This window comes from Terribacillus sp. JSM ZJ617 (assembly GCF_044383785.1).
In the GTDB taxonomy this organism is placed as follows: domain Bacteria; phylum Bacillota; class Bacilli; order Bacillales; family Amphibacillaceae; genus Terribacillus.
In genome coordinates, this window is sequence record NZ_JBISEQ010000006.1 from 65,566 (window position 1) to 89,456 (window position 23,891).

At 37.6% G+C, this 23,891-nt stretch carries 15 protein-coding genes and 4 pseudogenes; 2 read left to right on the forward strand and 17 right to left on the reverse strand.

Annotated elements, in window-relative coordinates; all coding sequences use genetic code 11:
- Nucleotides 1–164: 164 nt before the first annotated feature.
- The 12 genes and pseudogenes from cydC to ACH6C1_RS16955 all read right to left on the reverse strand — a co-directional run bounded on the left by cydC (nucleotide 165) and on the right by ACH6C1_RS16955 (nucleotide 14,209).
- A complete protein-coding gene (gene cydC, locus ACH6C1_RS16900; RefSeq protein WP_374079145.1) occupies nucleotides 165–1,880 on the reverse strand; it encodes a thiol reductant ABC exporter subunit CydC in 1,716 nt (571 codons plus the stop codon).
- Nucleotides 1,877–3,610 carry a thiol reductant ABC exporter subunit CydD gene (gene cydD / locus ACH6C1_RS16905; protein WP_374079148.1) on the reverse strand — a complete coding sequence of 578 codons (1,734 nt, stop codon included), beginning with the start codon at nucleotides 3,608–3,610 and terminating at the stop codon, nucleotides 1,877–1,879. The genes cydC and cydD overlap by 4 nt, the downstream gene beginning before the upstream one ends.
- Before the next feature lie 38 nt (nucleotides 3,611–3,648).
- Nucleotides 3,649–4,662 (reverse strand): cytochrome d ubiquinol oxidase subunit II, encoded by a 1,014-nt coding sequence (locus tag ACH6C1_RS16910; protein WP_374079150.1) that lies wholly within the window; start codon nucleotides 4,660–4,662, stop codon nucleotides 3,649–3,651.
- A gap of 2 nt (nucleotides 4,663–4,664) precedes the next feature.
- Nucleotides 4,665–6,017 (reverse strand): cytochrome ubiquinol oxidase subunit I, encoded by a 1,353-nt coding sequence (locus ACH6C1_RS16915; RefSeq protein ID WP_374079153.1) that lies wholly within the window; start codon nucleotides 6,015–6,017, stop codon nucleotides 4,665–4,667.
- A 637-nt stretch (nucleotides 6,018–6,654) separates the two neighbouring features.
- Nucleotides 6,655–7,608 (reverse strand): cation diffusion facilitator family transporter, encoded by a 954-nt coding sequence (locus ACH6C1_RS16920; protein WP_374079155.1) that lies wholly within the window; start codon nucleotides 7,606–7,608, stop codon nucleotides 6,655–6,657.
- A 17-nt stretch (nucleotides 7,609–7,625) separates the two neighbouring features.
- Nucleotides 7,626–7,961, reverse strand: coding sequence for an ArsR/SmtB family transcription factor (locus tag ACH6C1_RS16925; protein ID WP_374079158.1), 336 nt, complete (start codon nucleotides 7,959–7,961; stop codon nucleotides 7,626–7,628).
- Nucleotides 7,962–8,221: 260 nt separating this feature from the next.
- Nucleotides 8,222–9,580 carry a murein hydrolase activator EnvC family protein gene (locus ACH6C1_RS16930; RefSeq protein WP_374079160.1) on the reverse strand — a complete coding sequence of 453 codons (1,359 nt, stop codon included), beginning with the start codon at nucleotides 9,578–9,580 and terminating at the stop codon, nucleotides 8,222–8,224.
- Nucleotides 9,581–9,868: 288 nt separating this feature from the next.
- Nucleotides 9,869–10,783, reverse strand: a complete 915-nt coding sequence (locus tag ACH6C1_RS16935) for a cation diffusion facilitator family transporter (protein ID WP_374079162.1) — start codon at nucleotides 10,781–10,783, stop codon at nucleotides 9,869–9,871.
- Nucleotides 10,784–10,891: 108 nt separating this feature from the next.
- Nucleotides 10,892–11,311, reverse strand: coding sequence for a disulfide oxidoreductase (locus ACH6C1_RS16940; RefSeq protein WP_374079164.1), 420 nt, complete (start codon nucleotides 11,309–11,311; stop codon nucleotides 10,892–10,894).
- Nucleotides 11,312–11,986 (reverse strand): DsbA family protein, encoded by a 675-nt coding sequence (locus tag ACH6C1_RS16945; protein WP_374079167.1) that lies wholly within the window; start codon nucleotides 11,984–11,986, stop codon nucleotides 11,312–11,314.
- 242 nt (nucleotides 11,987–12,228) lie between these two features.
- Nucleotides 12,229–13,290: pseudogene (locus ACH6C1_RS16950) on the reverse strand (Nramp family divalent metal transporter).
- Between the two features lie 208 nt (nucleotides 13,291–13,498).
- The gene (locus ACH6C1_RS16955; protein ID WP_374079169.1) at nucleotides 13,499–14,209 is read right to left on the reverse strand and encodes a YwmB family TATA-box binding protein; all 711 of its coding nucleotides are present in this window, start codon (nucleotides 14,207–14,209) and stop codon (nucleotides 13,499–13,501) included.
- 354 nt (nucleotides 14,210–14,563) lie between these two features.
- On the opposite strand from ACH6C1_RS16955, the gene ACH6C1_RS16960 reads away from it, so the two are divergent.
- Nucleotides 14,564–14,968: a hypothetical protein gene (locus ACH6C1_RS16960; protein ID WP_374079171.1), complete on the forward strand. Its 405-nt coding sequence runs from the start codon at nucleotides 14,564–14,566 to the stop codon at nucleotides 14,966–14,968.
- An 84-nt stretch (nucleotides 14,969–15,052) separates the two neighbouring features.
- On the opposite strand, the gene ACH6C1_RS16965 is transcribed toward ACH6C1_RS16960, so the two are convergent.
- Both ACH6C1_RS16965 and ACH6C1_RS16970 read right to left on the reverse strand, forming a co-directional pair.
- Nucleotides 15,053–17,149: a heavy metal translocating P-type ATPase gene (locus tag ACH6C1_RS16965; protein ID WP_374079399.1), complete on the reverse strand. Its 2,097-nt coding sequence runs from the start codon at nucleotides 17,147–17,149 to the stop codon at nucleotides 15,053–15,055.
- 62 nt (nucleotides 17,150–17,211) lie between these two features.
- Nucleotides 17,212–17,586 carry an ArsR/SmtB family transcription factor gene (locus tag ACH6C1_RS16970; RefSeq protein WP_374079173.1) on the reverse strand — a complete coding sequence of 125 codons (375 nt, stop codon included), beginning with the start codon at nucleotides 17,584–17,586 and terminating at the stop codon, nucleotides 17,212–17,214.
- Nucleotides 17,587–17,791: 205 nt separating this feature from the next.
- Between ACH6C1_RS16970 and ACH6C1_RS16975 the strand changes: the two are divergent.
- A pseudogene (locus ACH6C1_RS16975) lies at nucleotides 17,792–18,843 on the forward strand (flavin-containing monooxygenase).
- 84 nt (nucleotides 18,844–18,927) lie between these two features.
- Here the strand turns inward: ACH6C1_RS16975 and ACH6C1_RS16980 are convergent.
- The 3 genes and pseudogenes from ACH6C1_RS16980 to ACH6C1_RS16990 all read right to left on the reverse strand — a co-directional run.
- Nucleotides 18,928–21,886: pseudogene (locus tag ACH6C1_RS16980) on the reverse strand (Tn3 family transposase).
- Between the two features lie 240 nt (nucleotides 21,887–22,126).
- Nucleotides 22,127–23,170, reverse strand: a complete 1,044-nt coding sequence (locus ACH6C1_RS16985) for a flavin-containing monooxygenase (protein WP_374079176.1) — start codon at nucleotides 23,168–23,170, stop codon at nucleotides 22,127–22,129.
- A gap of 74 nt (nucleotides 23,171–23,244) precedes the next feature.
- Nucleotides 23,245–23,567: pseudogene (locus ACH6C1_RS16990) on the reverse strand (heavy metal translocating P-type ATPase); the annotation flags it as partial.
- Nucleotides 23,568–23,891: the final 324 nt, after the last annotated feature.

A 23,891-nucleotide genomic window follows, 5' to 3' on the forward strand; every position in this document is an offset into this window, starting at 1 on the left:
CAATAAACTAATTTACAAGTATAGAGTTTATAATCTTGCGCAGCGTATAGTAATTACCACATGTATTCCAAGCGCTCCCTGATATTTCCTTAAATGATTTTCATCACTTGTTACTTCTTCTGTTCAATCTATAAATTAGGAGTAAAGTTAAATTAAACGCTATATTAGAGTAAACTTCCTTCTATCGATCTCATCCCATAGAAATATCCTCTTTTGTTCATTAAATCGTGATAGGAACCCCACTCTACAATATTGCCGTGATCCATCACGATGATTTGATCCATTAATTCTAAGCCTTTCAAGCGATGACTAACTAGTAATAATGTATCTTGTATAGCATGATCAAAAATCCGCTGATAGATATTCTTCTCGGTTTCTGCATCTAATGATGATGTAGGCTCATCTAATACCCATAGATGGCCTTTTTTTAACAATGCGCGAGCTATGGCCAAGCGTTGTTTTTCCCCACCTGAAAGATTTTCTCCATTTTCCAGCACATTATCATCGAGGGAAAAATGCCCAAGTTTCACACCTTCTAACGCAGCTGTCATTTGGTCGTCCGTAAGATTTTCATCAGCTAGCAGCAGATTATCCCGGATCGTACCGTAGAACATGTCATTTTCTTGCAAAACAACTCTTGCCTGTTGCCAGATTGCTTCATTCGCAACAGCTGACGTATCATGCTGATTCCAATAACAAGTACCGTTTTGTACTTCTTGCAGCTTGAGAATTAGCTGCAGTAGCGTTGACTTACCAGATCCGCTCGCTCCAACAATTGCCGTTTTAGACCCAGCAGGTATCGTGAGGGACAGATTAAGGATTGTCGGCCGCCATTCTTCCATATAGGAGAAGCTGATAGTATCAAAAACAATTTTAGGCGCAGTGCCAGGTAAGGTATCAATGGATGTTTCCTTGCTCACTTGAATGTCTGGATCCTCCATCACATCGTATAAACGTTTAGAAGCATCGCGGCTTTCCTGTAAGTATATCGGAAAGACTGCCATTGGGGCGGCAGGTTCAAAGACAGTAAGGGAAATCATCACAAGCATCGCGAGAAAGATGCCATCTAACGTGCCTTCTGTGACAAGATAAGCACCGACAGCCAATACAAGCCAGCTAACAATAAACGTAACGAATCCGTTGACCGATTGCGTGTACACTTTATTAGTGTTTTCTTTTCTTTGTTCTTTTATATAAGCTTCCGATTGGCTCAAAAGTTGCGAGCGTTTTGTCTCTAGCTGCTGAAACAGCTTTAGTTCTCGAAAACCATACATCACTTCAGTAATTTCTGTAGATAGATTGCCGCGCTCCTGTCCTACGCTTCCCTTAATCTTAACCTGTCTTAGCGAGAACAGGGCAGGGACGACAATTGTTGTCAGAAGGAAGCCAACGAACAGGATAACCGCAATCGCAAGGGAATAGAAGCTCGTAAAGAAGATCGTACTGACAAACACGAGTAATAATACGAGTGGCGGGTAGAAAACGCGCAGAAAGAAATTTTGCAAGCTTTCTACATCACCAACGACACGACCTAGCAAATCACCGCTTCTGTATTTATGAAATACATTCGGCACAAGATCGGACAATTTCTCAAAAAACGAGATGCGCAAGTGACTTAAAATGCCAAAGGTAGCACGGTGTGAATAAAATCGCTCTCCGAACTTTGCACCGGCTTTAATAAAGCCTAGGAGCTTTACTGTCGAAGTCAAAATGATCAATGCATAAAAGGGAGGCATTAAAGATGCTTTTGAAATGAGATAGCCACTTGCTGCAAACAGGCCGACACTGCTAATGCCAGCAATGAAGCCAAAAATAATCGAAAGGGTTATTTCTTTCTTTTCAATTAGCATCATCTGTATTACTTTCAGCAGAGCGCTCATACGTCTACACCTCCTTGCTGAATTGTAACCATTCGTCGGTAAGCTGGTAAGCTTTCCAGTAATGCATCATGTGTACCGACCGCCTTTAACAGACCATTTTCCATAAATAGAATTTGGTCGGCTGTTTTAATCGTGTGCAGACGATGGGCCACTACAATAACAGTAGCCGTCTCATTTAATTTCTTAATCGACTGCTGCAGTATTTTTTCCGTAGCCAAATCGAGTCCGCGTGTTGGTTCATCAAGTAAGACAACTTTCGGATCTTTAAGGAATGCACGGGAAATGGAAATCCTTTGCTTCTCACCGCTGGAAAGTCCCCGCCCAGCTTCTCCGATTCTAGTTTGGTACGCACTCTCCAACGATTCAATTAGCGGGGCAACCCCTGCTAAAGTTGCAGCCTTCTGTATGGCTGTCGTCTCCACTGCTTCGGAATTTCCCATCGTTATATTCTCAGCAATGGTACCAGAGAAGATATAAGGATTTTGAGAAATGTAAGCAAGCTGGCTCAGCCAGGAGGCTTCGGAATAGGAAGAGAGCTTTTCTCCATTCACAGTGATGAATCCTTGTTCAGGAGTGATCATACCAGCCAACACGTTAAGCAGGGTGGTTTTCCCAGATCCGCTTGCCCCAACAATGGCAATCTTTTGCTTTGGTAACAGATCCGCCTGTGAAACTTGTAATCTAAATGTACTGTCTGGATAGGAAAATTGTAAGCTGTCCAGCTTTATCGTAGGAGGAGCATCTTGCTTGGACCATTCTTTCTGTCCCCATTGACTTAAAGTGTCTGCTTCATCAAATTCCTCTAATACTTTCTTGGCTGCACCCATACTGCTTCTGCCATTATGAAACGTTGTCCCAAGTTCCTTTAGCGCCGTATAAAATTCTGGTACTAAAATCAAAATCATAAAAGCGGTAAAGAAGGAGATGCTTTCATATATTATCAACTGAATCGCTAGCTCAAGCGCGACCAGACCAATGCTAAGCATGGAGATGAGCTCAAGCGCAAACGATTGCGTGAAGGCTATTCTTAAGATATCCATTGTCGTATCGCGAAAGCTATTACTGCTTTTTTCTATTTCATCTTTTTGCTGCTTTGTTTTAGAAAACAGTTTTAACGACACAAGGCCCTTCATCGTATCCAGGAAGGTACCTGAAAAGGAAGCTAATTTCTCAAGCTTTTCTTCTGCTTTTTTCTGCGTCTTGATCCCAATAACAATCATATATATCGGAATGAACGGAGCAGAAACCAATAGAATAAGACCGGAGTTTACATGCTGTGTGAAGATGACAATCAATGCTAAGAGAGGTACAAAAGCACTTTGCATCACTTGCGGGATGAATTGGCTATAAAAACTGTCCATCTCATCCACACCATCAAGCAGCATACTGACCTTCTTTCCGGTCTGTCCTTTTTCTGCTAGAAAAACAGATTGATTGGCATACTTCGATAGAAGGTTTTTACGCACATCCCGTTTCACACTGCTCGCAAGCGATACCCCGATGCGCTTGCTGAAATAGTCCGAACAGGCTCTAACGAATAATATAACCAATAACCAGGCTAACAGGGGTATCACAGCTTCGAAGGATTGATTCTTTAAGAAGACACCATCGATTATATCTGTCATGACAAATGCTTGCGCAATGATTGCGAAGCCAAGAAACAAAGTTAAAGCTAGTAACATAATGATGCTTTTCTTATGCATCAGCACGGTATTTTTTAAATTTTGCATGAACGATTCCGCCTTTTAATAAAGATTTGAATCGACATTCACTTTTTCCCTTTCACATAATCCGCATTAAATAAGAACAAGCGCATTAGGAAAATTAACGAAGGTACGAGCAGCAGCAGCCCGCCTATAAAGGCGATGATCAAAGCTATTGCCATAGCAGGGTTCGTCACACTGTCTTGTATATTGATAAATGGATACAGCAGGTACGGGTACTGCGCCATTCCGTAGCCGAAGAAGGCAAAGAAGAACTGCAGCATGACGGCAATGAATGCTGTTCCATAATTTCTGCCTTTATAAAGCAGCCCGATGGAAATCAAGAAAGCACCTACTGACAATCCGAATACCCACCATAAATCCAGCATGTTTTCAAAATGTCGTGCATTGTGCTGACTTAATGCGATCATCGTTGTCAGTGCCATAATAATCGTTGGAGTAGACCAAAACAGCGCCCATTTTCGTACTAATTGCAGTGCAGGCTTATCGTTGGCTCGTGATGCATAATATGCCAAGAAGCTCGCGCTAATATATAACACAGCGACCATCGCCAAAGCGACGATACTCCAAGCTAAAGGACTGGTGAACAATTCCTTATACAGCAGAGAAACAACACCATTTTCTTCTGTTATAAAACCGCCCTCGCTAATGATTAAAGCAACCGATAGGGAAGCGGGTATAAGTAACCCAGTTGCACCGTAAAGGAACATATAGGTATTACTCTTTTTGGACCCATAGTTTTCAAACGCGTAAAACGAACCACGGATGGCCAGCAGTACGATAGCGATACTTGCTGGTACCAGCAAGGCCGATCCGAAGTAGTACGCTGTTGATGGGAAGAATCCGATGATCCCAACAAAAAAGAAGACGAGAAATACATTGGTTACCTCCCATACAGGAGATAGATAGCGGGAAATCAACTTATTGGTAATATGATCTCGCTTCGTAATCTTGGCAAAATAGGCATAAAAACCAGCACCAAAGTCGATCGACGCGACAATCAAGTATCCATATAAAAATAACCACAATACGGTTATACCTATCACTTCATAACTCATGACTATTCATCCCCCTTGTTAAGTTCAGGGTACTTTTTCTCTAATTCCAGTTCGGCAGGGTTATCCTTGAACAACTTTCGTAAGGTTCGAACACATAGCGTTCCAAGCACGATATACAAAGCTAAGAACAGGAAGAACATGTGCAGAATATATGGCGAGGAGGTCGCTGCCTCTTCCACTGTCATATAGCCTCGTAATATCCAAGGCTGTCTGCCTAGCTCTGCGAAAACCCAGCCAAATTCAACTGCCAGCATAGCTAGCGGTCCACTTAGCACAAGCATCCAAAGCATGAATTTGCTGTGGACATTAAAGCGTTTAAATCTGCTTAAGACAAGGTAGAAGAACGAAATTGCAGTCAGGAATAAGCCAATCGATACCATAAGATCAAAGAAGTAGTGAATGATCAATGGCGGGCGTTCACCTTCAGGAGTTTCATCCAGTCCTGTTACTTCGCTCCCAAAATCACCATGCGCCAAGAAGCTCAGAAAGCCAGGGAGTCGGATTTCACCGACAGGTTCATTATCTTCATTAAGCCATCCAAACAGAATCAGGTCGGCATTTTCTTCTGTTTCAAAATGCCATTCTGCTGCTGCCAGTTTTTCTGGCTGATGGTTTGCTAGATACTTCGCAGAAAGGTCACCTGCTACAGCGGTGAAAACAGAGAAGACAAACATTGCGGTAACTGTCATCTTCATTGCTTTTTTGTGATATGCTGCAGCACCTTTTTTGCGTAATAATGCAATGGCTGCAATGGTTGCTAAGATAGCCGCAACCGTTAAATACGATCCACCTAAAACATGAATGATTCGAACCGGAGCTGATGGATTGAACATCGCCGCCAACGGATTAACCGCCGTAAATTCTCCGTTTTCCATCGTAAAGCCAGAAGGTGAATTCATAAACGAGTTAACTGTCGTAATGAATATAGCTGACATTCCTGCACCGATAACAACAGGAATGGATAAGAGCCAGTGTGTATATTTGCCTTTAAAACGGTCCCATGTATACAAGTAGATTCCTAGGAATATCGCTTCAAAGAAAAAAGCAAAAACTTCCATGAACAATGGTAGTGCAATTACATTCCCTGCCAGTTCCATAAAATTAGGCCACGCTAACGAAAGCTGAAGCCCTATGGCTGTACCCGTAACCACACCGATTGCCACTGTGATAATAAAGCCCCTAGCCCATCGTTTGGCCAATAACTCGTAATGCTTGTCGTTCTTTCTAATACCGATAAAATGTGCGATTGAAATGAATAACGGTACTCCGACACCTAAGGTAGCGAAGATTATATGAAAGATTAAAGTCATTGCAGTAATTAATCTACTTAATGTAACCGTATCAAAAAACTCCATTTTGTCCTCCTCATCGTTGTCTACTAAAGTTAGATTTAACTAATAAAGCATATAATAAATCTATGGAAAAAGCGGTGTCGATTACATGATTATTTGGTGACGGTTACATGACCATTTTGTGAGGTTTTTGTGAAGGTAAGCTATGTTTTTGTTACTTTATTTTAATTGATGGATAGGAGTTGAGGTCAATCCGAATACATATCATATGAAACACATGGAGGGTGCCAAATATAAAATAAGTTAAAAAACAGTTTAATATAGAAACTTCGATTCGAACTAATGGATTTCTCCAGCTAAGTAATCACAAATGAACCAAATGTTAAAAATATCGTATTGGGTGTAATATAGAATATATGCGCAGATGAATATTTAAAGTAAGTAGAAGTAAAATAGAGCATTTTCACTTTTGTGCAAAGAATTGTAAGGTATGTAAAAGCGAGTGCAAAAGCACTGTAAGGAATATGTAAGCATTGCCGAAGAAAAATGGGAAGAAGAGCTGCATATTGCAGTTCTTCTTCCCATTTTAAGAGAATGGTACAGTGTTAAATCTGACATTATGGTAATCGATTTATTTATACTCATTCTACCTGTATCTCGCATTAAGCATCGTTAAATTAAAGCTGGTTTCCAATTCCCATCAGTGATGATGGTGGTGATGATGTGAAGATGTTTCAGCTTTTACCTGACACAAAATCGAATTATCATGTTGGTGGGTGGAGGGTTCTAATTGAATTGTCATATGGTGTATATTCTTATGTTCAAGGTCATGTTCAATTTGATGAAGTAATTGTTCTGTTTCTACTACAGTCATTTCATCATCTACAACTGCATGGCAGGAAAGTGCATTTAATCCACTTGTAATTGACCATACGTGTAAATCGTGAACACTTTGAATGCCATTAGTATTTTGGATTGTACGAATCACATCATCCATATCTACATTTTCTGGTGTACCTTCCATTAGAACATGAAGTCCTGATTTAGTGACATAGTAGCCACTTCGTAAAACGAGTGCTGCAACAATGACACTAGCTAATGGATCTGCCCATCCCCAACCAAAAAACATGATAAGCAAAGCAGCAACAATAGCGCCAATAGATCCGAGCATATCGCTAATAACGTGCAAGTATGCTCCTCGCATATTTAGGTTCTCTTCTACATCTCCGCCGCGCATCATTAGCCATGCTACAAGAATATTGACCAGTAGACCAATTGTAGCGATGACTAACATGCCGGTTGAGGCAACTTCAGGTGGATTTACAAATCGTTGAATTGCTTCATAAAAAATATAAACAGCAATTAATACCAGCGTCACGCCGTTAAGAACAGCAGCTAATATCTCGAATCGTTTATAACCGAATGTTTTCCCGTAATTAGCGACTTTCTCCCCAAGTGTAAAAGCCAATACTGCGATTCCAAGAGATATGGAGTCACTTAACATATGTCCCGCATCAGATAATAACGCAAGACTATTTGTAATGAACCCGCCGATTGCTTCCACTACCATATAGGTTGTAATGATGATAAAACTTATTAGTAATGTCTTTTTATTTGCACCATGTGTATGATCATGTCCATGATCGTGTCCCATATTAATCGTCCTCTCTTTTAATGATGAGTCGCATGCTCAATCGCCTGCTTCAATAAATTCATGATGTGACTATCGTCTGCTGAATAATACAAAGTGGTACCTTCTCTTCTAAATTTGACTAATCGTAAATTTTTCAGGAAGCGCAATTGATGAGATACGCTTGACTGTCTTAAATTCAAAGAATCCGCAATGGCATTTACGGAATGTTCCTCTGTACATAGTAAATTCAAAATACGAATTCTGGTGGGATCACTAAGTGCTTTGAAAGTTTGAGAAACGACAAACAATGTCTCTTCATCTAGGTGCTGCTTCCCTTCATGAAACATCTCTTTATTACTTGGGTCTTCAATCATTAGACTCATCCCTTTACTTTACTTTATTTTATTTTATTTTATGATTATATGAATATATTCTCATATATAAGTTATTATACTCGTTAAGGATTGTCAATTATAATATATAAACGTTTCACAATTTATCTACATTCGTATATTTAGTCATAATAAAAGCACCTCCAAATTTAGATGGTGTCTAAAATTTGGAGGTGCATTCAAAGTTATACAGTTCCTTTTACACCATTCCTATTTACTTAGCACTTATATCTCGTATCTTTTTATTGAATATAAGGAACTGGATTCACAGCGTTCGATTTTGAACCATTCCATAGTCCTTTATGGATTTCAAAGTGCAAATGTTGCCCCGTTGATTGTCCTGTATTTCCCATAACACCTATTTGTTGTCCTTGTTCAACCCGTTGTCCGGCGCTCACTTTTAAAGAGGACATGTGAGCATAAACAGTTTGATATGTTTGACCATTTATAGAGTGTGTGATAAATACGACATTCCCATAACTGGATGAATAGTTCGCTCGATATACAGTACCCGAGGCTGCTGCATATACAGGTACATTTGAGCCGGATTGAGCCATATCTGCTCCAAAATGGGTTGATCCCCATCTTGCTCCATAATTTGATGTTAATACACCTGGAGCTGGTTTAATAAAACCAGATGTATTAGAATCGGAAGATGCCACTTTCTCTTGAACTTTAGGTGCTTCAGATATTTTGACATCTTGTGAGCTTTGATTGACTGAAGGTGTTGCTTTTTCTTCCTTTTGTCGCTCACTTACTTGATCCTTTTCTTCCTGTTTTGCTTTTTTGCGTTGTTCCTCCAATCGAGCAGCTTCTTCTTCCTCCTGCTTCTTTCTATATTCTTCTTCAGCGGAGATTGCTGATTCTTGAGAAGCCAACAGGGCAGCCTCATTTTCAAGAGATTCTAATTCCTCCGCAGCTATATCATACTTCTCTAAAACTTCTTCTATTAAGCTGTCCTTTTCACTTTGCTGCACCTTTAACTCTGCTTTTATATATTCCAAATCAGCTAGATTACTTTTTACTTTCTTAAGTTTTTCCTGTTGCGTTGCTTCTTTCCTCTCAACTAACTTAAGATCAGCTTCATGTTCATTCATTAATTCTTTGTCAGCGTCGATTATAGTTGTGACTGCTCCCATACGATTGATAAAATCCGAAAAACTCTTAGCACCCAAAAGAACATCTAAATAATCTATGTATCCTCCGTTATCCTGAATAGATTTTAAGCGATTCTTTATAAGTTCACTCCTCTCCTCAATCCGTTTACTAATTTCTTTAATTTCAGATTTTAAAGTTTGTATCTCTTTATTTAGCGTATCTACTTCTTTTTGTTTTTGGTTTATAGAATCATTATTCTCGCTTATTTTATTATCGATCTCTTCCAGATCTTTACGTAGTTCTTCCTCTGCTTCCTTGAGGTCTTTTTGTTCCGCTGATTTTTCAGACTGTTTATTTTCATTTTCTGCTTTTTTCTTCTCTACAGTTCTCTTTTCATCCTCTAAATCTTCATATGCATAAACAAAGCTTTCAGACATCGGAGTTGCTAAAGCTGCCGTTCCTATCACAGTGGCCAAACTAAAACATAAGAGTTTCTTCTTCAACGTATTTCCCCCTGGTTGTTCTGCAGATACAGACAAATTTATATATATAAATACTTCTTTCGCCAGAATTATAATATAAACACTCCCATTTTCTACATTACAATTATGTTTCAGGGCGACATAATTTGAAATAATTAAGAGATAAAGTAGATACAAATCCTATTATATAAGTCTTTATAAATGTGTTTATAATCAAAAACATAATTTCGAACTTTTCTTGAACAACAAAAAAGCGTAGAAAAAATTCATCTACGCTTCGATTACTTCGTGTATATCCACATAATATTTTTAGTCATTAAGAGTATTGCACAGTAAACTTTCGTTGTGAGAATTATGCGGGTTTTCAACTTGTATCGTTATATGATCGATGCCTTCTTTAGATAAAGCACGCTCTAATTCATCTAATATGTTTTGTATTTCTTTAAGAGTTAAGTCACTACTTACTACAGCATGACATGAAAGTGCATTTTGGCCGCTTGTAATTGCCCACAAATGTAAATCGTGCACGCTGATGATTTGTGGTCTGCTTGTGATAGTATTGATGATTTCATCCACATTTAAATTTTGCGGAGTACCTTCCATTAACACATGCACCGCATCTTTTGTAACTCTCCACCCACTAATTAAAACTAAAACGGCTACAATTACACTTGCAAGTGGGTCAGCTAATCCCCAATTAAAAAATATGATGAGCAGAGAAGCAACTATTGCACCAATAGAACCAAGAAGATCCCCTAATACATGCAAAAACGCAGCCCTCAAATTTAAATTTTCCTTAGTATCTCCGCGCATTAATAGCCACGCAACAAAGATATTAACAACCAATCCAATTGCCGCAATAATCAGCATACCACCAGAGGCTACCTCTGGCGGGTTCCGAAAACGTCCAAAAGCCTCGTAAAAAATATAAATTGCGACTACCAGAAGGGAGATTCCGTTGAACGCAGCTGCTAGTATTTCAAACCTTTTGTATCCATATGTTTTACTATAATTTGCAGTTTTTTCTCCGATAGAAAAAGCTAATACTCCGACTCCAAGTGATATCGCATCACTAAGCATATGACCAGCATCAGAAAGCAACGCAAGGCTGTTGGTCACAAAACCCCCAACTGCCTCAGATATCATATAAACTGTGGTAATGATAAAACTAAACAAAAGTGCTTTTTTATTTGCACCGTGATTATGATCGTGACCATTTCCCAATTTGAAATACCTTCTTTTTCTAAAATATAAATTATGCTTCCCAAAAGTCTTAGAAATCAATCAGAAGATCATTAAAATATGGGGAATTTATATTAATAAACACAAAATTTATCTATTATGTGATTTAGTTAATAACATAAGAATCGTAATCAAACTAAATGCAATGAAGGCTAGGAAAGGAATCGTAATAAATCCAAACCATTCAACATAAGAACCACTACAAGGAACACCACTTGTAAATGTCTCCAAAGCTGCAAAAGCAGGAACTTTTTGTAATAAGTAATGATATAGTGAAACGCACCATCCGATTATAGATAACGGCAGCACGAAACTTTTGACCGATCGATCATTGCGATAGGTGGCTATCCCAAGAATTACCGCTAAAGGGTACATCAAAATACGCTGGTACCAGCATAATTCACAGGGAGTAAATCCACGGATTTCACTGAAATAAAGGCTCCCTAAGGTCGCTACTATAGAAACTAACCAAGCTAAATATAGGGCGATCTTTTTTATGGCGGCCATCATCTATTCACCCTCTATCTCTTCTTCTATTAGACTTTGTATTTCTTCATAGTCAAATGGATTTTCCAGCATCTGGCCATTTACAATTACGGAAGGAGTTTGCTCGATACCAAACTCTTTTACCAAGGATTCATCTCGGTCGACTTCCTCCATTACTGAAGGTTCATCTAAATCATTTTCTAATTGTTTTACGTCAATACCTGGGACAGTCTCCGCTACTTCATTGATTTTCTCGTTTGTAATCCATAAACCGTCATGATCTTGATCAGGTTGTTCAGCAAATAACGCTTTATGGAACTCCCAATAACTTTCAGGTCTTTGCATATAAACAGATTCTGCTGCCAGTGAAGCCAGTCTAGATTCCTCACCGTGGAACAAGACATTTATATAAGAGAATTTTGCCTTACCAGTTTCCACATAATCGGCCACCAACTGCGGATATATAGTTTCTCCCCATTTCTTACAAGCAGGACACTTAAAGTCACCAAATTCCACTATTTCCACAGGAGCATCAGACTGTCCTATTGTGGGTTGGCCTTCAATAGAAAGTTGTTTATCAGTGTTAGTAGGTTTTGATGTCGATTTTATGTCGTTGATTACAACTAACACTGTCACAAGTGCTAAAACGAGAATTGTAACAATCACCGGGATTTTAAATCCAGAATATTTGCATTTCATGTTTAGTTCACTCCTAACTTTAATTTATTTGACTGCATACTTGTCCAATTTTTCCTTTATAAGTAGCTTATTTCTTGCAAATCAAAATCATCAAAAATATAGCCCAGTTTGTGTAAAATCGCCAAACAGGGCCATGTAATTGTCATTTTAGTCTGAAGAGACGTAAGTTAAATAAGAGTCCGAATCTCAAATTTCAAAAAGGAACTCTTCAGAACATAAAGCGCAAGATCTTCTAAATTGTTTTATTCAGCAGAAAGAAAAATATTTAACAGGATAATGATAACTGAAATTATCCAGGCTGTATAGTTGTGAACTTCTTATTTACTAGCCTACCCATCAACTTCTTATTACTGGTAAAAATCACAAGTGGAATTAGAGCAAAAGCTATACCGAACGAAAGAATCACTTGGCTCATCACCAAGGCATTAGTCGGGTTTACTCCCATCGCAATAATGATGATTGGAGGTGTAACAGTAATCAGTCTCCAGAGATATATGGGAATCCGTCTTTGGATGAATCCTTCCATGATTACATACGAAAGCAACATCTAGATCTTCTTTAACCATCCAGTTGCTAAAGATGCCCCCATAATTAACATGCTTACATTAAATACACCAGCAATAGACATTGCGATAAGGATATCAATGAATTCATAACGAAATATCCTCTTTCTTTATCATTCTTGCCAATTATTCTGTGTAGTGAAATGCAGAATACAAATAAATTGCATGTGGCATAACAATAGCACCAAGTATGCCGGCAGCAAGCAATATACTTTCTACACCTTCAAATTGTTATACAAATAAACCCGTATGATTATACGTCTGGCTTGGCATAAAACACCTGTATAACGACAATTACCACTAGCCTCTAGTATTCTTACTCCTCGCTGCTGTAACTCAAGAATGGCAAATGAACCAATTGCCGCCATGATTGTAGACGGTAAGAGGGGTATACAAAAAGTAGGTATAAGTCTAGTGCTGCACTGATAAATTCTGGTTGACATTCCTACTAACTCGCTTTTGAATCCACAGACCATACGATACAGACTTAAGGAATCTTTGTCTCGCTAATTCTTCTCAGTTGCAATTCCTAATTTAGCAGACATCGACTGAATAAAGATCGCGATTAAATTGGATGCAAGTACCACCCATAATAATAAGTAGCCAATTGGGAACCCGAAGATATGTGGTAGCAAAGTTTCCAGAATCTATATATGCCTTAGATGCAATGAATGCAGGACAGAAATACGGTAAAAGCTTTCGAAAACGTGATTTCTTTCTCTTGGTAGTCTGTTCTTTCATGTTGTTGTCACCTCACATTAGATAAATGCTAAAAAGTTTACTTAGAGAAATTTATATGCACAACCTAAATATAATGTATCTCATAAGAAAAGAGTGCAATTTGCACCCCCTTATAAATTGTATTATCTCTTTCTAACCTTTTTTTGGAATATGGTGCATTTAACTAAAGCGTACCGCCGTCATCAATATCTTTATTTTTTAGTTTATATTAGTGTTCGATTAAGATTATTGGATAACCAACTGTAACATCTGCTTTGCCGTCAGCTGAATTTCTTATAGTTATATTAAGATTCATATCTTCTCCCTTAACTTTAATCCCCTTACCCAGATATGGGGATGCAGCACTAACCGTATAAAAACCTTCATCACTTGCTGTATCAATAGTTTTAGCTCCGAAGGCATCTTGTAAAGCCTCAGAAATCTTTGTGCGATCTATGGTTTTGTTGACAGTTCCTTTAATCGCATAATAAGGTGTATAACCTTCTTTTTTCATTTTGTTGTCTACTTCATTTAGCTGTAGAGTATCGTTAGACTTGATTTCTTGGCCTTTTATCTCCTTAGCCATCTCTAACTGATAAGAATCGTTAACTTTGTAATATATAAGCAGCAATTTAATCGCCTTATCTTTAATCGTTTTGGTTCCTACTAATCTATGATACTTATTTTCTATCAATTCTTCTGTCCACTGATAATCTTCCGTTTCATCTCGTATTTTATTTACACGGCTTTTGACGGCTTTTTTATTGTCTAGAGTTATATTCTTCTTATAAATAAGGCTGTAACTAGTAGGATTTAACAACTCTGGTTCAGTAGTTTTTTCTACAATCATATTTAATCCAGCTTCATACTCAGCTTCATATACACTAGCATAATTGCAAAATACAAAGATACATACTAATAGTGCAGTAAGTTTATTCATAAGCACACCTCCTAAAGGAAGCATTACCATTAAATCTTTCTTTCATACAATTAGATTATTTAAAACAAAGATTTAACTTAAATAAAAAATATACCTGGCGTACAAGATGACTTACAACGTTGCTGTAATTGGTGCAGGACAGGCTGGGTTAGCAATTAGTTATTTATTATCTACAGAAGAACAATCTCACCTTTATGCTTTAAACAAGCATCCTCTTTTAATTTAAGGGATATTATTACATTAAAATTATTTTTTAAGTTGAAGAAAATGTAAAAACAAACATTAATTTTATGCAAATACCATCTTTTCCATTTTATTTAAATTATATTAGTTATAGAGAAAGGATGGGGTGTTGTGAATAAAATGCGTAGAAATATCTTTGCTGTTGTTATTCTATTATTAATAGTTTCTATTACCATATTCTCATTTAGTTTTCTAAACTCTTGTAGTAACTTTTTAAAGTCTGACTTGATACCTGTAAAAGAAGCAGAAAGTATTGAGGTTGTTAATAATGGCACTACAGTCAGCACGCTAACAAATGAAACAGAAATAAAAGATGTTCTTACTGATATCAATCAATGTAATCGTAAAAATGCCGTCGTTATGAGTTTTGAAGATACTGGAATCTCTATGATTGTCCAAGCAGACAAAGAATATAAGATAGCTGTTGTAGGCCAAAATGAAGATGAAGTGTCTCTATTACTTGATGACAACCTTATCGAAACGAGCATTAAGCAAGATCTATTAGAACCTGAATAAAATATAAAAGGCAACAGCACTAGAAAATGCCTAGTGCTGTTGCCTTTTAGGGGATCATCACCCTCATACAAACTTTAAGATTTCTTATTGCTTAATTTTCAAGAGTCGCAGGCTATTTAATGTAACCAGTAGAGTTGCTCCCATATCCGCAAAAATCGCTATCCAAAGCGTTAACCATCCAGGTACCACTAATAACAAAGCTATTAGTTTTATCACTAGTGAGAAAGTGATGTTTTGCTTAATAATTTGTAATGCTTTGCGGCTCAATTTAATTGTATATGGCAACTTACTTAAATCATCTGACATCAAAGCAATGTCGGCTGTCTCTAAGGCTGTATCTGTGCCGGCGCCACCCATTGCTACGCCTACTGTTGATGCTGCAAGTGCAGGTGCATCATTAACACCATCGCCGACCATTGCTACACTAGTATGATCGCTACGAAGCTTTTTAATGTAATTCAGCTTATACTCTGGTAATAAATTAGCTTTGATACTAGCTACGCCCACTTGCTTACCAATTGTATCGGCAGTTAATTGATTATCACCGGTGAGCATTACAGTATTTATACCCATACTATTTAATTTACTGACAACCTCTTTTGAAGACTCTCTAACTTCGTCAGCTACAGCAATTAAAAGAAGTATTTCCTTTGATGTACCCAAGATCATCACGGTTTTACCTTCTTTTTGTAGCTGAGTAATCTGGCTATCGATACTATTATCTATAGTTTGATGCAATTCTTTAAAAAGAGTAGGGCTCCCAACATAATAAATTTCATTGTTAACGGTAGCTTTTACACCCTTACCAGTAATTGATTGAAAGTCTTGGACTTGGATTGCATCAAAATTTAAGTTGTGTGCTTCTGCTTTTCTCATAATTGAAGAAGCTAGAGGATGCTGTGAACCTTTTTCGATTGCTGCGGTAATTGTCAACAATTCGCTTTCATTTCTTCCATAGGCCACAGCTTCTGTAACTGTTGGAACCCCTTTGGTCAGTGTTCCTGTCTTATCGAAGGCTACTGCTTTTAAAGCTCCTGCTTCTTCTAAATGGATACCGCCTTTAATCAACACACCTTTACGTGCTGCATTTCCTATAGCAGTTACAATCGCCACAGGTGTAGAGACCACCAAAGCACAAGGACATCCGACTACTAGCACTGCTAAGCCCTCGTAGACCCATTTACTCCAATCACCGTTAAACAGCAGTGGCGGAACGATAGCAATAAGTAATGCAATAATGACTATTGCGGGTGTATAGTACTTTGCAAATTTATCAACGAAAGCCTGAGAAGGGGCTCTTTCTGCTTGTGCTTCTTCCACAAGATGTATGATTTTAGAAAGTGTAGTGTCTTCTACTTTCTTTGTTACTAAAACTTCCAATAATCCTTCTTCGTTCAGAGTTCCTGCAAATACTTCATCTTTCACAGTTTTCGTCACAGGTACACTCTCGCCAGTAATTGCTGCCTGGTTAAGCGTTGAGATACCTTTAGTCACTACTCCATCCATAGCGAGCTTTTGTCCAGGTTTGACGATCATAGTATCACCGATTTGAATATCTTCCACGCTGATCAAAAACTCTTTGCCATTCCGGCGTATTAAAGCTTCATTCGGCGCAATATCCATCAATGACTCAATTGATTGTCTTGCTTTATCCATTGAGTATCGTTCCAGGGCCTCACTGATTGCAAACAATATTACAACTGTCGCACCTTCGCCCCATTCCCCGATTATTGCAGCACCAATGATAGCGATGGTCATCAGGGTATTCATATCGAAGCTTAACCTGCTTAGATTTTTAAGCCCCTTTATAAAGAGTGTGTATCCACCAATCAGAATAGCTACTGCATAACCAACCGTTGGAATAAAGTGGTCTTCTCCATATTGTGTACTTAATAGCCAACTTATTAGGACAAGTAAAGCTGATATATATACTTTAATATTTTCTTTTTCTTTCCAGAAAGGTTGGCGTTCTACTCTCCGCTCTTTTTCTTCCCGAACCTTTATGTTCTCAAAGGCCCCAGCTTTTTCTAAGTCTTCTATTGTAGTGTCACCATTCACGTAAATCTTAGCTGCTCCGAAGTTTACTTTCGCATCTTGGACACCTGGTAATTCTTTAACATTACGTTCAAATTTAGCCGCGCAATTCGTACAGCTCATTCCTTGTACTCGGTATGCCTTCATTTCTTCCTCAGTTAAATTTGTTTTACTTGAATCCACTTTGACTCACCTCTATCGGTAGTATTTCAATCTTTAGTAGATAAAACAGCAGCTCGATCTGCAAATGTATTTCGCACAAGTTCTTTTACAAAGGGATCACCAAAGGAATAATAAACGATTTTACCGGCCTTACGCGTTTTAGTTAATCCAGCTTTATTCAGTGTTCGAAGATGGTGAGAGGTGGATGCCATGGTGCAGTTGACGATATTAGCCACATCACATACACATAATTCCTCTTCAATTGAAAGTGCAAATGCAATCTGAGCTCGCGTCTCATCAGCTAACGCTTTGAAAAGTGTTGTAACAGATTGGATATTCTGTTGCTCAAGTTCACCCCTTACACGATTTACTTTATCCTCATGTATACAAGTTATTTCACATACATCCATCTTTTTGTTCATAGGAATCACCTCTTAATCAAATTATTATTTGAATATAGTATACACATAATCATTAATCAAGTAAACTTTTGATTATTGTACACATCTAATTCAAAAACGTTTGGATTTACAGCAAGATATTCAAAAATACTTTTGAGTGTTTATTGACATTATTTTACGTTTAATTTATATATGAACGTGTAAGCATATAGGAGGGGTGTCCAAAATGATTTATGATGTAATTGTTATTGGAGCTGGGCAGGCCGGTCTTTCGATGGGCTATTACTTAGAAAAAGAAAAACTGACTTATTTAGTCTTAGATAAACGAAAAGAGATCGGACAAACGTGGCAGGAACGTTATGATTCCCTTGTTTTGTTCACACCAAGACTATATAACGCACTCCCAGGGAAACCATGGAATGAAAGTCCGCATTCCTATCCTACAAAAAATGAAGTCATAACCTACCTCAAAGATTATGCCCAAGCATACGTTTCCGGTATTCAATTAGAAACAGAAGTTAAATCTCTAAAAAAGTAGATGACTTATTCTCCATCCAAACAAATCAAGGACAGTACATATCTCGAAACGTTGTTGTCGCAACCGGCCCTTTCTCAACACCCAACATACCTATAGTTGCATCCAATCTGGACTCAACTATATTACAGATGCATTCTACACAATATAAGAATACCGCTCAGTTGCAAGAAGGTGATGTCCTAGTTGTTGGCGGCGGTAATTCCGGGGTGCAGATTGCAGTTGATATAGCAAAGGAGAGAAAAGTTCACTTAGCTATTAGCTCTAGCAGCCTAACATACTTACCTCTTTCCATAGCCGGAAAAAGTATCTTTTGGTGGTTTAAGAGATTTGGAATCCTTAATGTTAGTCGGGAAAATTTTATAGCGAAGAAAATTCAAAAAAGAGGGGACCCAATATTCGGATTTGAAAGCAAAGATCTTATTAAACAAGGACATATAACACTACATCCACGAGTATCAAATACAGATGGTATTGCAATTGGATTTGAAAATCAGACTTCTATTCAACCACGTAATGTTATTTGGGCAACAGGTTTTAGGCATGATTATGATTGGATTGATTTACAAGACATTAAAGATCAAACAGGCTACCCACAACATACCCGTGGAATTACATCTTGTAAGGGTCTTTATTTCCTCGGTTTACCTTGGCAGCATACACGTGGTTCTGCCCTACTGCAAGGCGTTGGCAATGATGCTCACTTTATATATAGAGCAATAATGAAGAACAGCACTAGATGATACCTAGTAGGGGTCTCGTCAGGAAAATGCGGATTTATTAACGCTAAGCACATTTCCGAGACGATTCCCCTATTTTTAACAACGTTAAGAAAGTTTCAAGGGTCTTAATGAATCTAGCGAGACCATTTTCTCCGATTTAAAATGGTATTCTCCAAGTAAATTAATATGTTCCCAACCTAGAGGTGACATATGGTGCAATAATTCTTCATTAAAACTACCTGACCGTTTTTGATATTCAACTGCTTTTGTTAGATGTAAAGTATTCCAAATACTAATGGCATTGATAATTATATTTAAAGCACTGGCTCTTTGAAGTTGGTGCTGTATTGTTCGTTCCCTAAGTTCTCCTTGTTTTCCAAAGAAAATAGCTCTTGCCAGTCCATTCATAGCTTCTCCTTTATTCAATCCTCGTTGTATTTTTCTTCTTAGAGATTCATCTGAAATGTAATTCAGAATAAAGATTGTTTTTTCTATTCGACCCATTTCACGTAAGGCTGTAGCTAAGCTGTTTTGTCTTGAATAAGAACCTAATTTCCCCATAATAAGGGATGCTGAGACGGTTCCTTCTCTTATTGAATGGGCTAATCGCAAAACATCCTCATAATTTTCTTTAATAACCTTTGTATTTATTTGTCCACGTAAAATGGTTTCTAATTTTGGATACTCACTTGCATTATATATTGTAAATAATTTAGAATCCGATAAATCTCTTATTCTTGGAGCGAATTTAAAACCTAATAGATGAGTCAATCCAAAAATTTGATCAGTATAACCGGCTGTGTCTGTATAATGCTCTTCTATGTTTAAATCTGTTTCATGGTGCAATAAACCATCCAAAACATGAATGGCATCCCTTGAGTTAGTATGAATAATCTTTGTGTAGTAAGATGTGAATTGATCACTTGTAAATCGATAAATAGTGGCTCCTTTACCGGTTCCATAATGGGGATTTGCATCTGCATGTAGTGATGAAACTCCTAGCTGCATTCTCATCCCATCCGATGAGGATGTTGTTCCATCACCCCAATAAGATGACAATTGTAGCTTGTGATGGAAATTTACTAATACAGCTTGAGCTTTATTCATTGCGTCTTCATACATGCGCCATTGAGACACATTGGCTAGTTGCTTATATGTAAGTCCCGGTGTGGCTTCAGCCATCTTACTCAATCCAATATTCATTCCCATACCTAAAAGGGCAGCCATGATAATAATCGTTTCTTCTTTATTTGGCTTTCGATTATTGGAAGCATGCGTGAATTGCTCATGAAATTCTGTTATATGGGCAACATCCATTAGTAGGTCGGTTAATTTTATTCTTGGTAGCATCTGATAAAGGCTTGCACTAAACTTTTTTGCCTCTTCTGGAACATCTTTTTCTAAGCGTGCGAGTGACAGCTTTCCTTTTTCAAGAGAAACCCCATCCAACTTGTTGTAATTGGAAGCTAACCACTTTAACCTTTCATTAAGGCTGCTGATTCTCTCCTTTATATAATCCTCGAATGCTAAACTAACTGATAATCTCGTATTCTCCCTCGTTTGATTCCATGTATCTTCCGAAAACAAATATTCCTCAAAATCTCTATATTGTTTGCTACCAATAATGGAAACATCTCCTGCCCGAACATGCTCCCGAAGTTCTGATAAAACAGCCATTTCATAGTAATGCCGATTTATTGTTGTACCATCATCCTCGTATAAATGTTTTTTCCATCGTTTTGAAATAAAATCCACAGGTGAGTCATTAGGCACTTTTCGTTTTCCGGATTCGTTCATTCCTCGGATAATCTCAACAGCTTTTAAAAGTGGCTCATTTGCCTTTGTGGAATGAAATTCCAATACTCTTAATAGTGTTGGTGTATATTTTCTTAGTGAATAAAACCGTTTTTGCAGTAAGTCTAAATAATCATAGTCGGCAGGACGTGCAAGCTCCTGAGCTTCTTTGACTGAAGAAACAAAAGAATTCCATTCGATAACGGATTCTAAAACCTCAAAAACGTCTAATTTTTCCTGTTTTGCTTTGATCAAAGCTTGTCCGATGTTCGTATAGTGTATAACTTTCTCATTCAGCTTTTTACCGTTTTGTTTCTGAATTTCCTCTTGAGCCTTACGGCCTTTTGATAACAGACTGAGTATTTGTCTGTCATGAATTTCAAAAGCTTTATCCGTTAACTCCTGAGTAAGATTTAATAAATAGACGGTTAATATTGAATAGCGTTTATTTTCCTGAAAGTCACGGAATGCATAAGGCTCATATCTTGAACCTAAGCGAGATAGCTGTAACAGGCGATTGCGATGCAAATGACTAATTTTTACCGTCTCCAATTCTATTTCCCGTATGTATTCCAGCCGTTCTATTACTTTTAGAAATGTTTCGGGTGAAGGATGACCCGGTGGTTCCTTTAACCAACCCAATATTGTTTTATTGGATTCGGATGGAAGCTGCGAAGTTATGATCTCTTCAAGTTTTTCTTTTTGCTCATTTGTTAAAGACTGACTAACCGTATTAAATAGCTTCTTTTCAGCCATTGCTCTCGCTTCCCACACCATTCTTTCAAGTGTAGTGATAGCAGGTAGTATGATTTTGTTTTTTCTAGAAAATCTATGCATTCATGCAGTAGATGAATGGCATCACCATTTTCCAAAGCTAATTGATGAAGGTGCTTAAATGTCATTCGATATTCTCTCAGGGTAAAAGTTACAAAGTCGTATTCACTTCGAATTTCTTTCAAATGATCCCAAAGTGTATTTTCCCTTTGAGGATAATGACTAAGCGAGGATGGACTGGCACTGATCTGTTTCGATATATATTTTAAGACTGAATCTGGGATGTTTTTGATATGAGTGTATGGCCAACCGGGATACCGAAGAACAGCTAATTGAACAGCAAATCCTAAACGGTTTTCTTCCCTCCTTCGCTTATTTCTAAATCCCGTTTGGAAAAAGTGAAGTAGGTCCCCAGTATCCATTCATCTTCAGGGATTTGCATAAAATCCTGTCTCTGTTCCGGTGTAAGCAATTCTCTACCTCTTGCAAATTTCATTCAGTATCATCCCGTTTCTGTATTTTCAATTTATTACAATTATATATCAATAGAGTGTACTCTATTGATACAAGTGTAGTAGACGGATAAAATCATAGTGTCAATTTAGGAATTATTTTGCACCTTTTTTAAGAGTTATTTTGCGCAATAAGGATACCCTCTTAACCTAAAAAAGCCGAATCCCTGTAAACTAAGCAATCGACTTTTTTTGTTGGATTGTTGAATTAAGCATCTTTCACCTCAATAAGAATTTCTCACTATTTGGTCGACGATATATTTTGCATCATATCCGACACCTTGTAATAACGCAGAACCACGTCTATATTGCCAAGGTAAACCTAAAAAATATAAACCCTCTATATTAGTAATACCTCTATTATGTTTAGGATTTCCTTTCTCGTCTAATACGCCTGATACATTTAACCATGAATAGTCAGGTATAAAACCGGTAGCCCATATTATGTTATTGACATCAAGAAACGTGTTATCTTGGAATATAACCTTATTTTCCTTGCCATCCATGGATCTGTTTTTAATAAAAACAGATCCATTTCGAATAGCATACTTTAATTCAAGACCAAAGATCGGGTCCCCTCTTTTTTGTATTAGTTTTCCTAAGAATGAATTGAAAGGTGCCTTTAACACTCCAACCTTATCAAACCACCAAAATATACTTTTACTTCTAATTGTCAAAGGCAGTAATGTTAAACGTTTACTAGTTGATAGATAAGTCTTCTTCTCTCGTGAAATTTCAACAGCTATCTGCGATCCACTATTTCCCCCGCCCACAACTAACACATTTCCTTCTTTTAATTGAGAAGGGTTTTGATATTCCGAGGAATGCAACTGAACAATCTCTTTCGATAAATTGTTTGAAAAATCAGGTGTTCTCGGCTTCTGAAAAGGCCCAGTTGCTATTATGATATTTTCAGCTTTATATTCCATATGCTCTGTCGAAACGTAATAGATATTTTTCTTTTTTTGAACATTCGTTACATTAGTGTTATGTTTAATCGGTAGATTAAATGACAATGCATAGTCTTTCAGATATTGTGATATTTCGTCTTTTGAGGGAAAGCCATTGGGATCCCCATTGAGTTCGAGTCCCGGCAAAGAACTGAATGATCTTGGAGTAAACAAAACCAAGGAATCGTACCTCTTATTCCATACCTCTCCTACTTCTTGACCTCTATCTAATATGAGGAAAGAATGATTAAATTGTTTTAAGCAATAACCTATTGCAAGACCTGCTTGTCCAGCGCCAATAACAATCGTATTGTACATTTCTTCACATCCTATCGGTAAAGGCTTATATGTATGGAAAGCTGTTCACCCATCATTGAACAGCTTACCTAAAATTATTCTTTCACCCTTAAAAGTCTTAGTGCATTTAAAATTACAATAATAGCAGCCCCGGTATCGCTAAGCACAGCCATCCAAAGTGTCAGCCACCCCGGGAATATAAGAACTAATGCTATAAATTTTACAATTAAGGAAAACCAGATATTTTGCTTGATAATCGCTAAAGCTTTTCTGCTTAGTTTAATGGTATGTGGTAATTTCTCCAGATTATCCGCCATTAGAACAATATCGGCAGTCTCCATTGCCGTATCCGTTCCTGCGCCACCCATTGCAATCCCTAAATCTGCTCTGCAGTTGCAAGTGCAGGTGCATCGTTTAAGCGTCTTTATCCCACGGCATAATCATTTCAATAGCATTAAATGGATCAAGCCCTTCATTTCGTGCTTGCCATGCTAAAGGGGTTTTTCTATTGTCTACAAATGGATCTATAAGACGCCCTCTTATTCAATAATACTAAAAGCCGATGATTCCTTAGCGTAGGAAAAATCAGCTTTCTTTATGTCGAAATTTGCTTGCGTATGTTTTCCGCGTTTTGTTGGTAGGACCCCTTATATTAGTAACTTATTAATTAGACGAAATTTAGCATACGGATATCTGATTATTTTAAGCTGAATACTAATACCATTCTTTCAAGATTTGATAA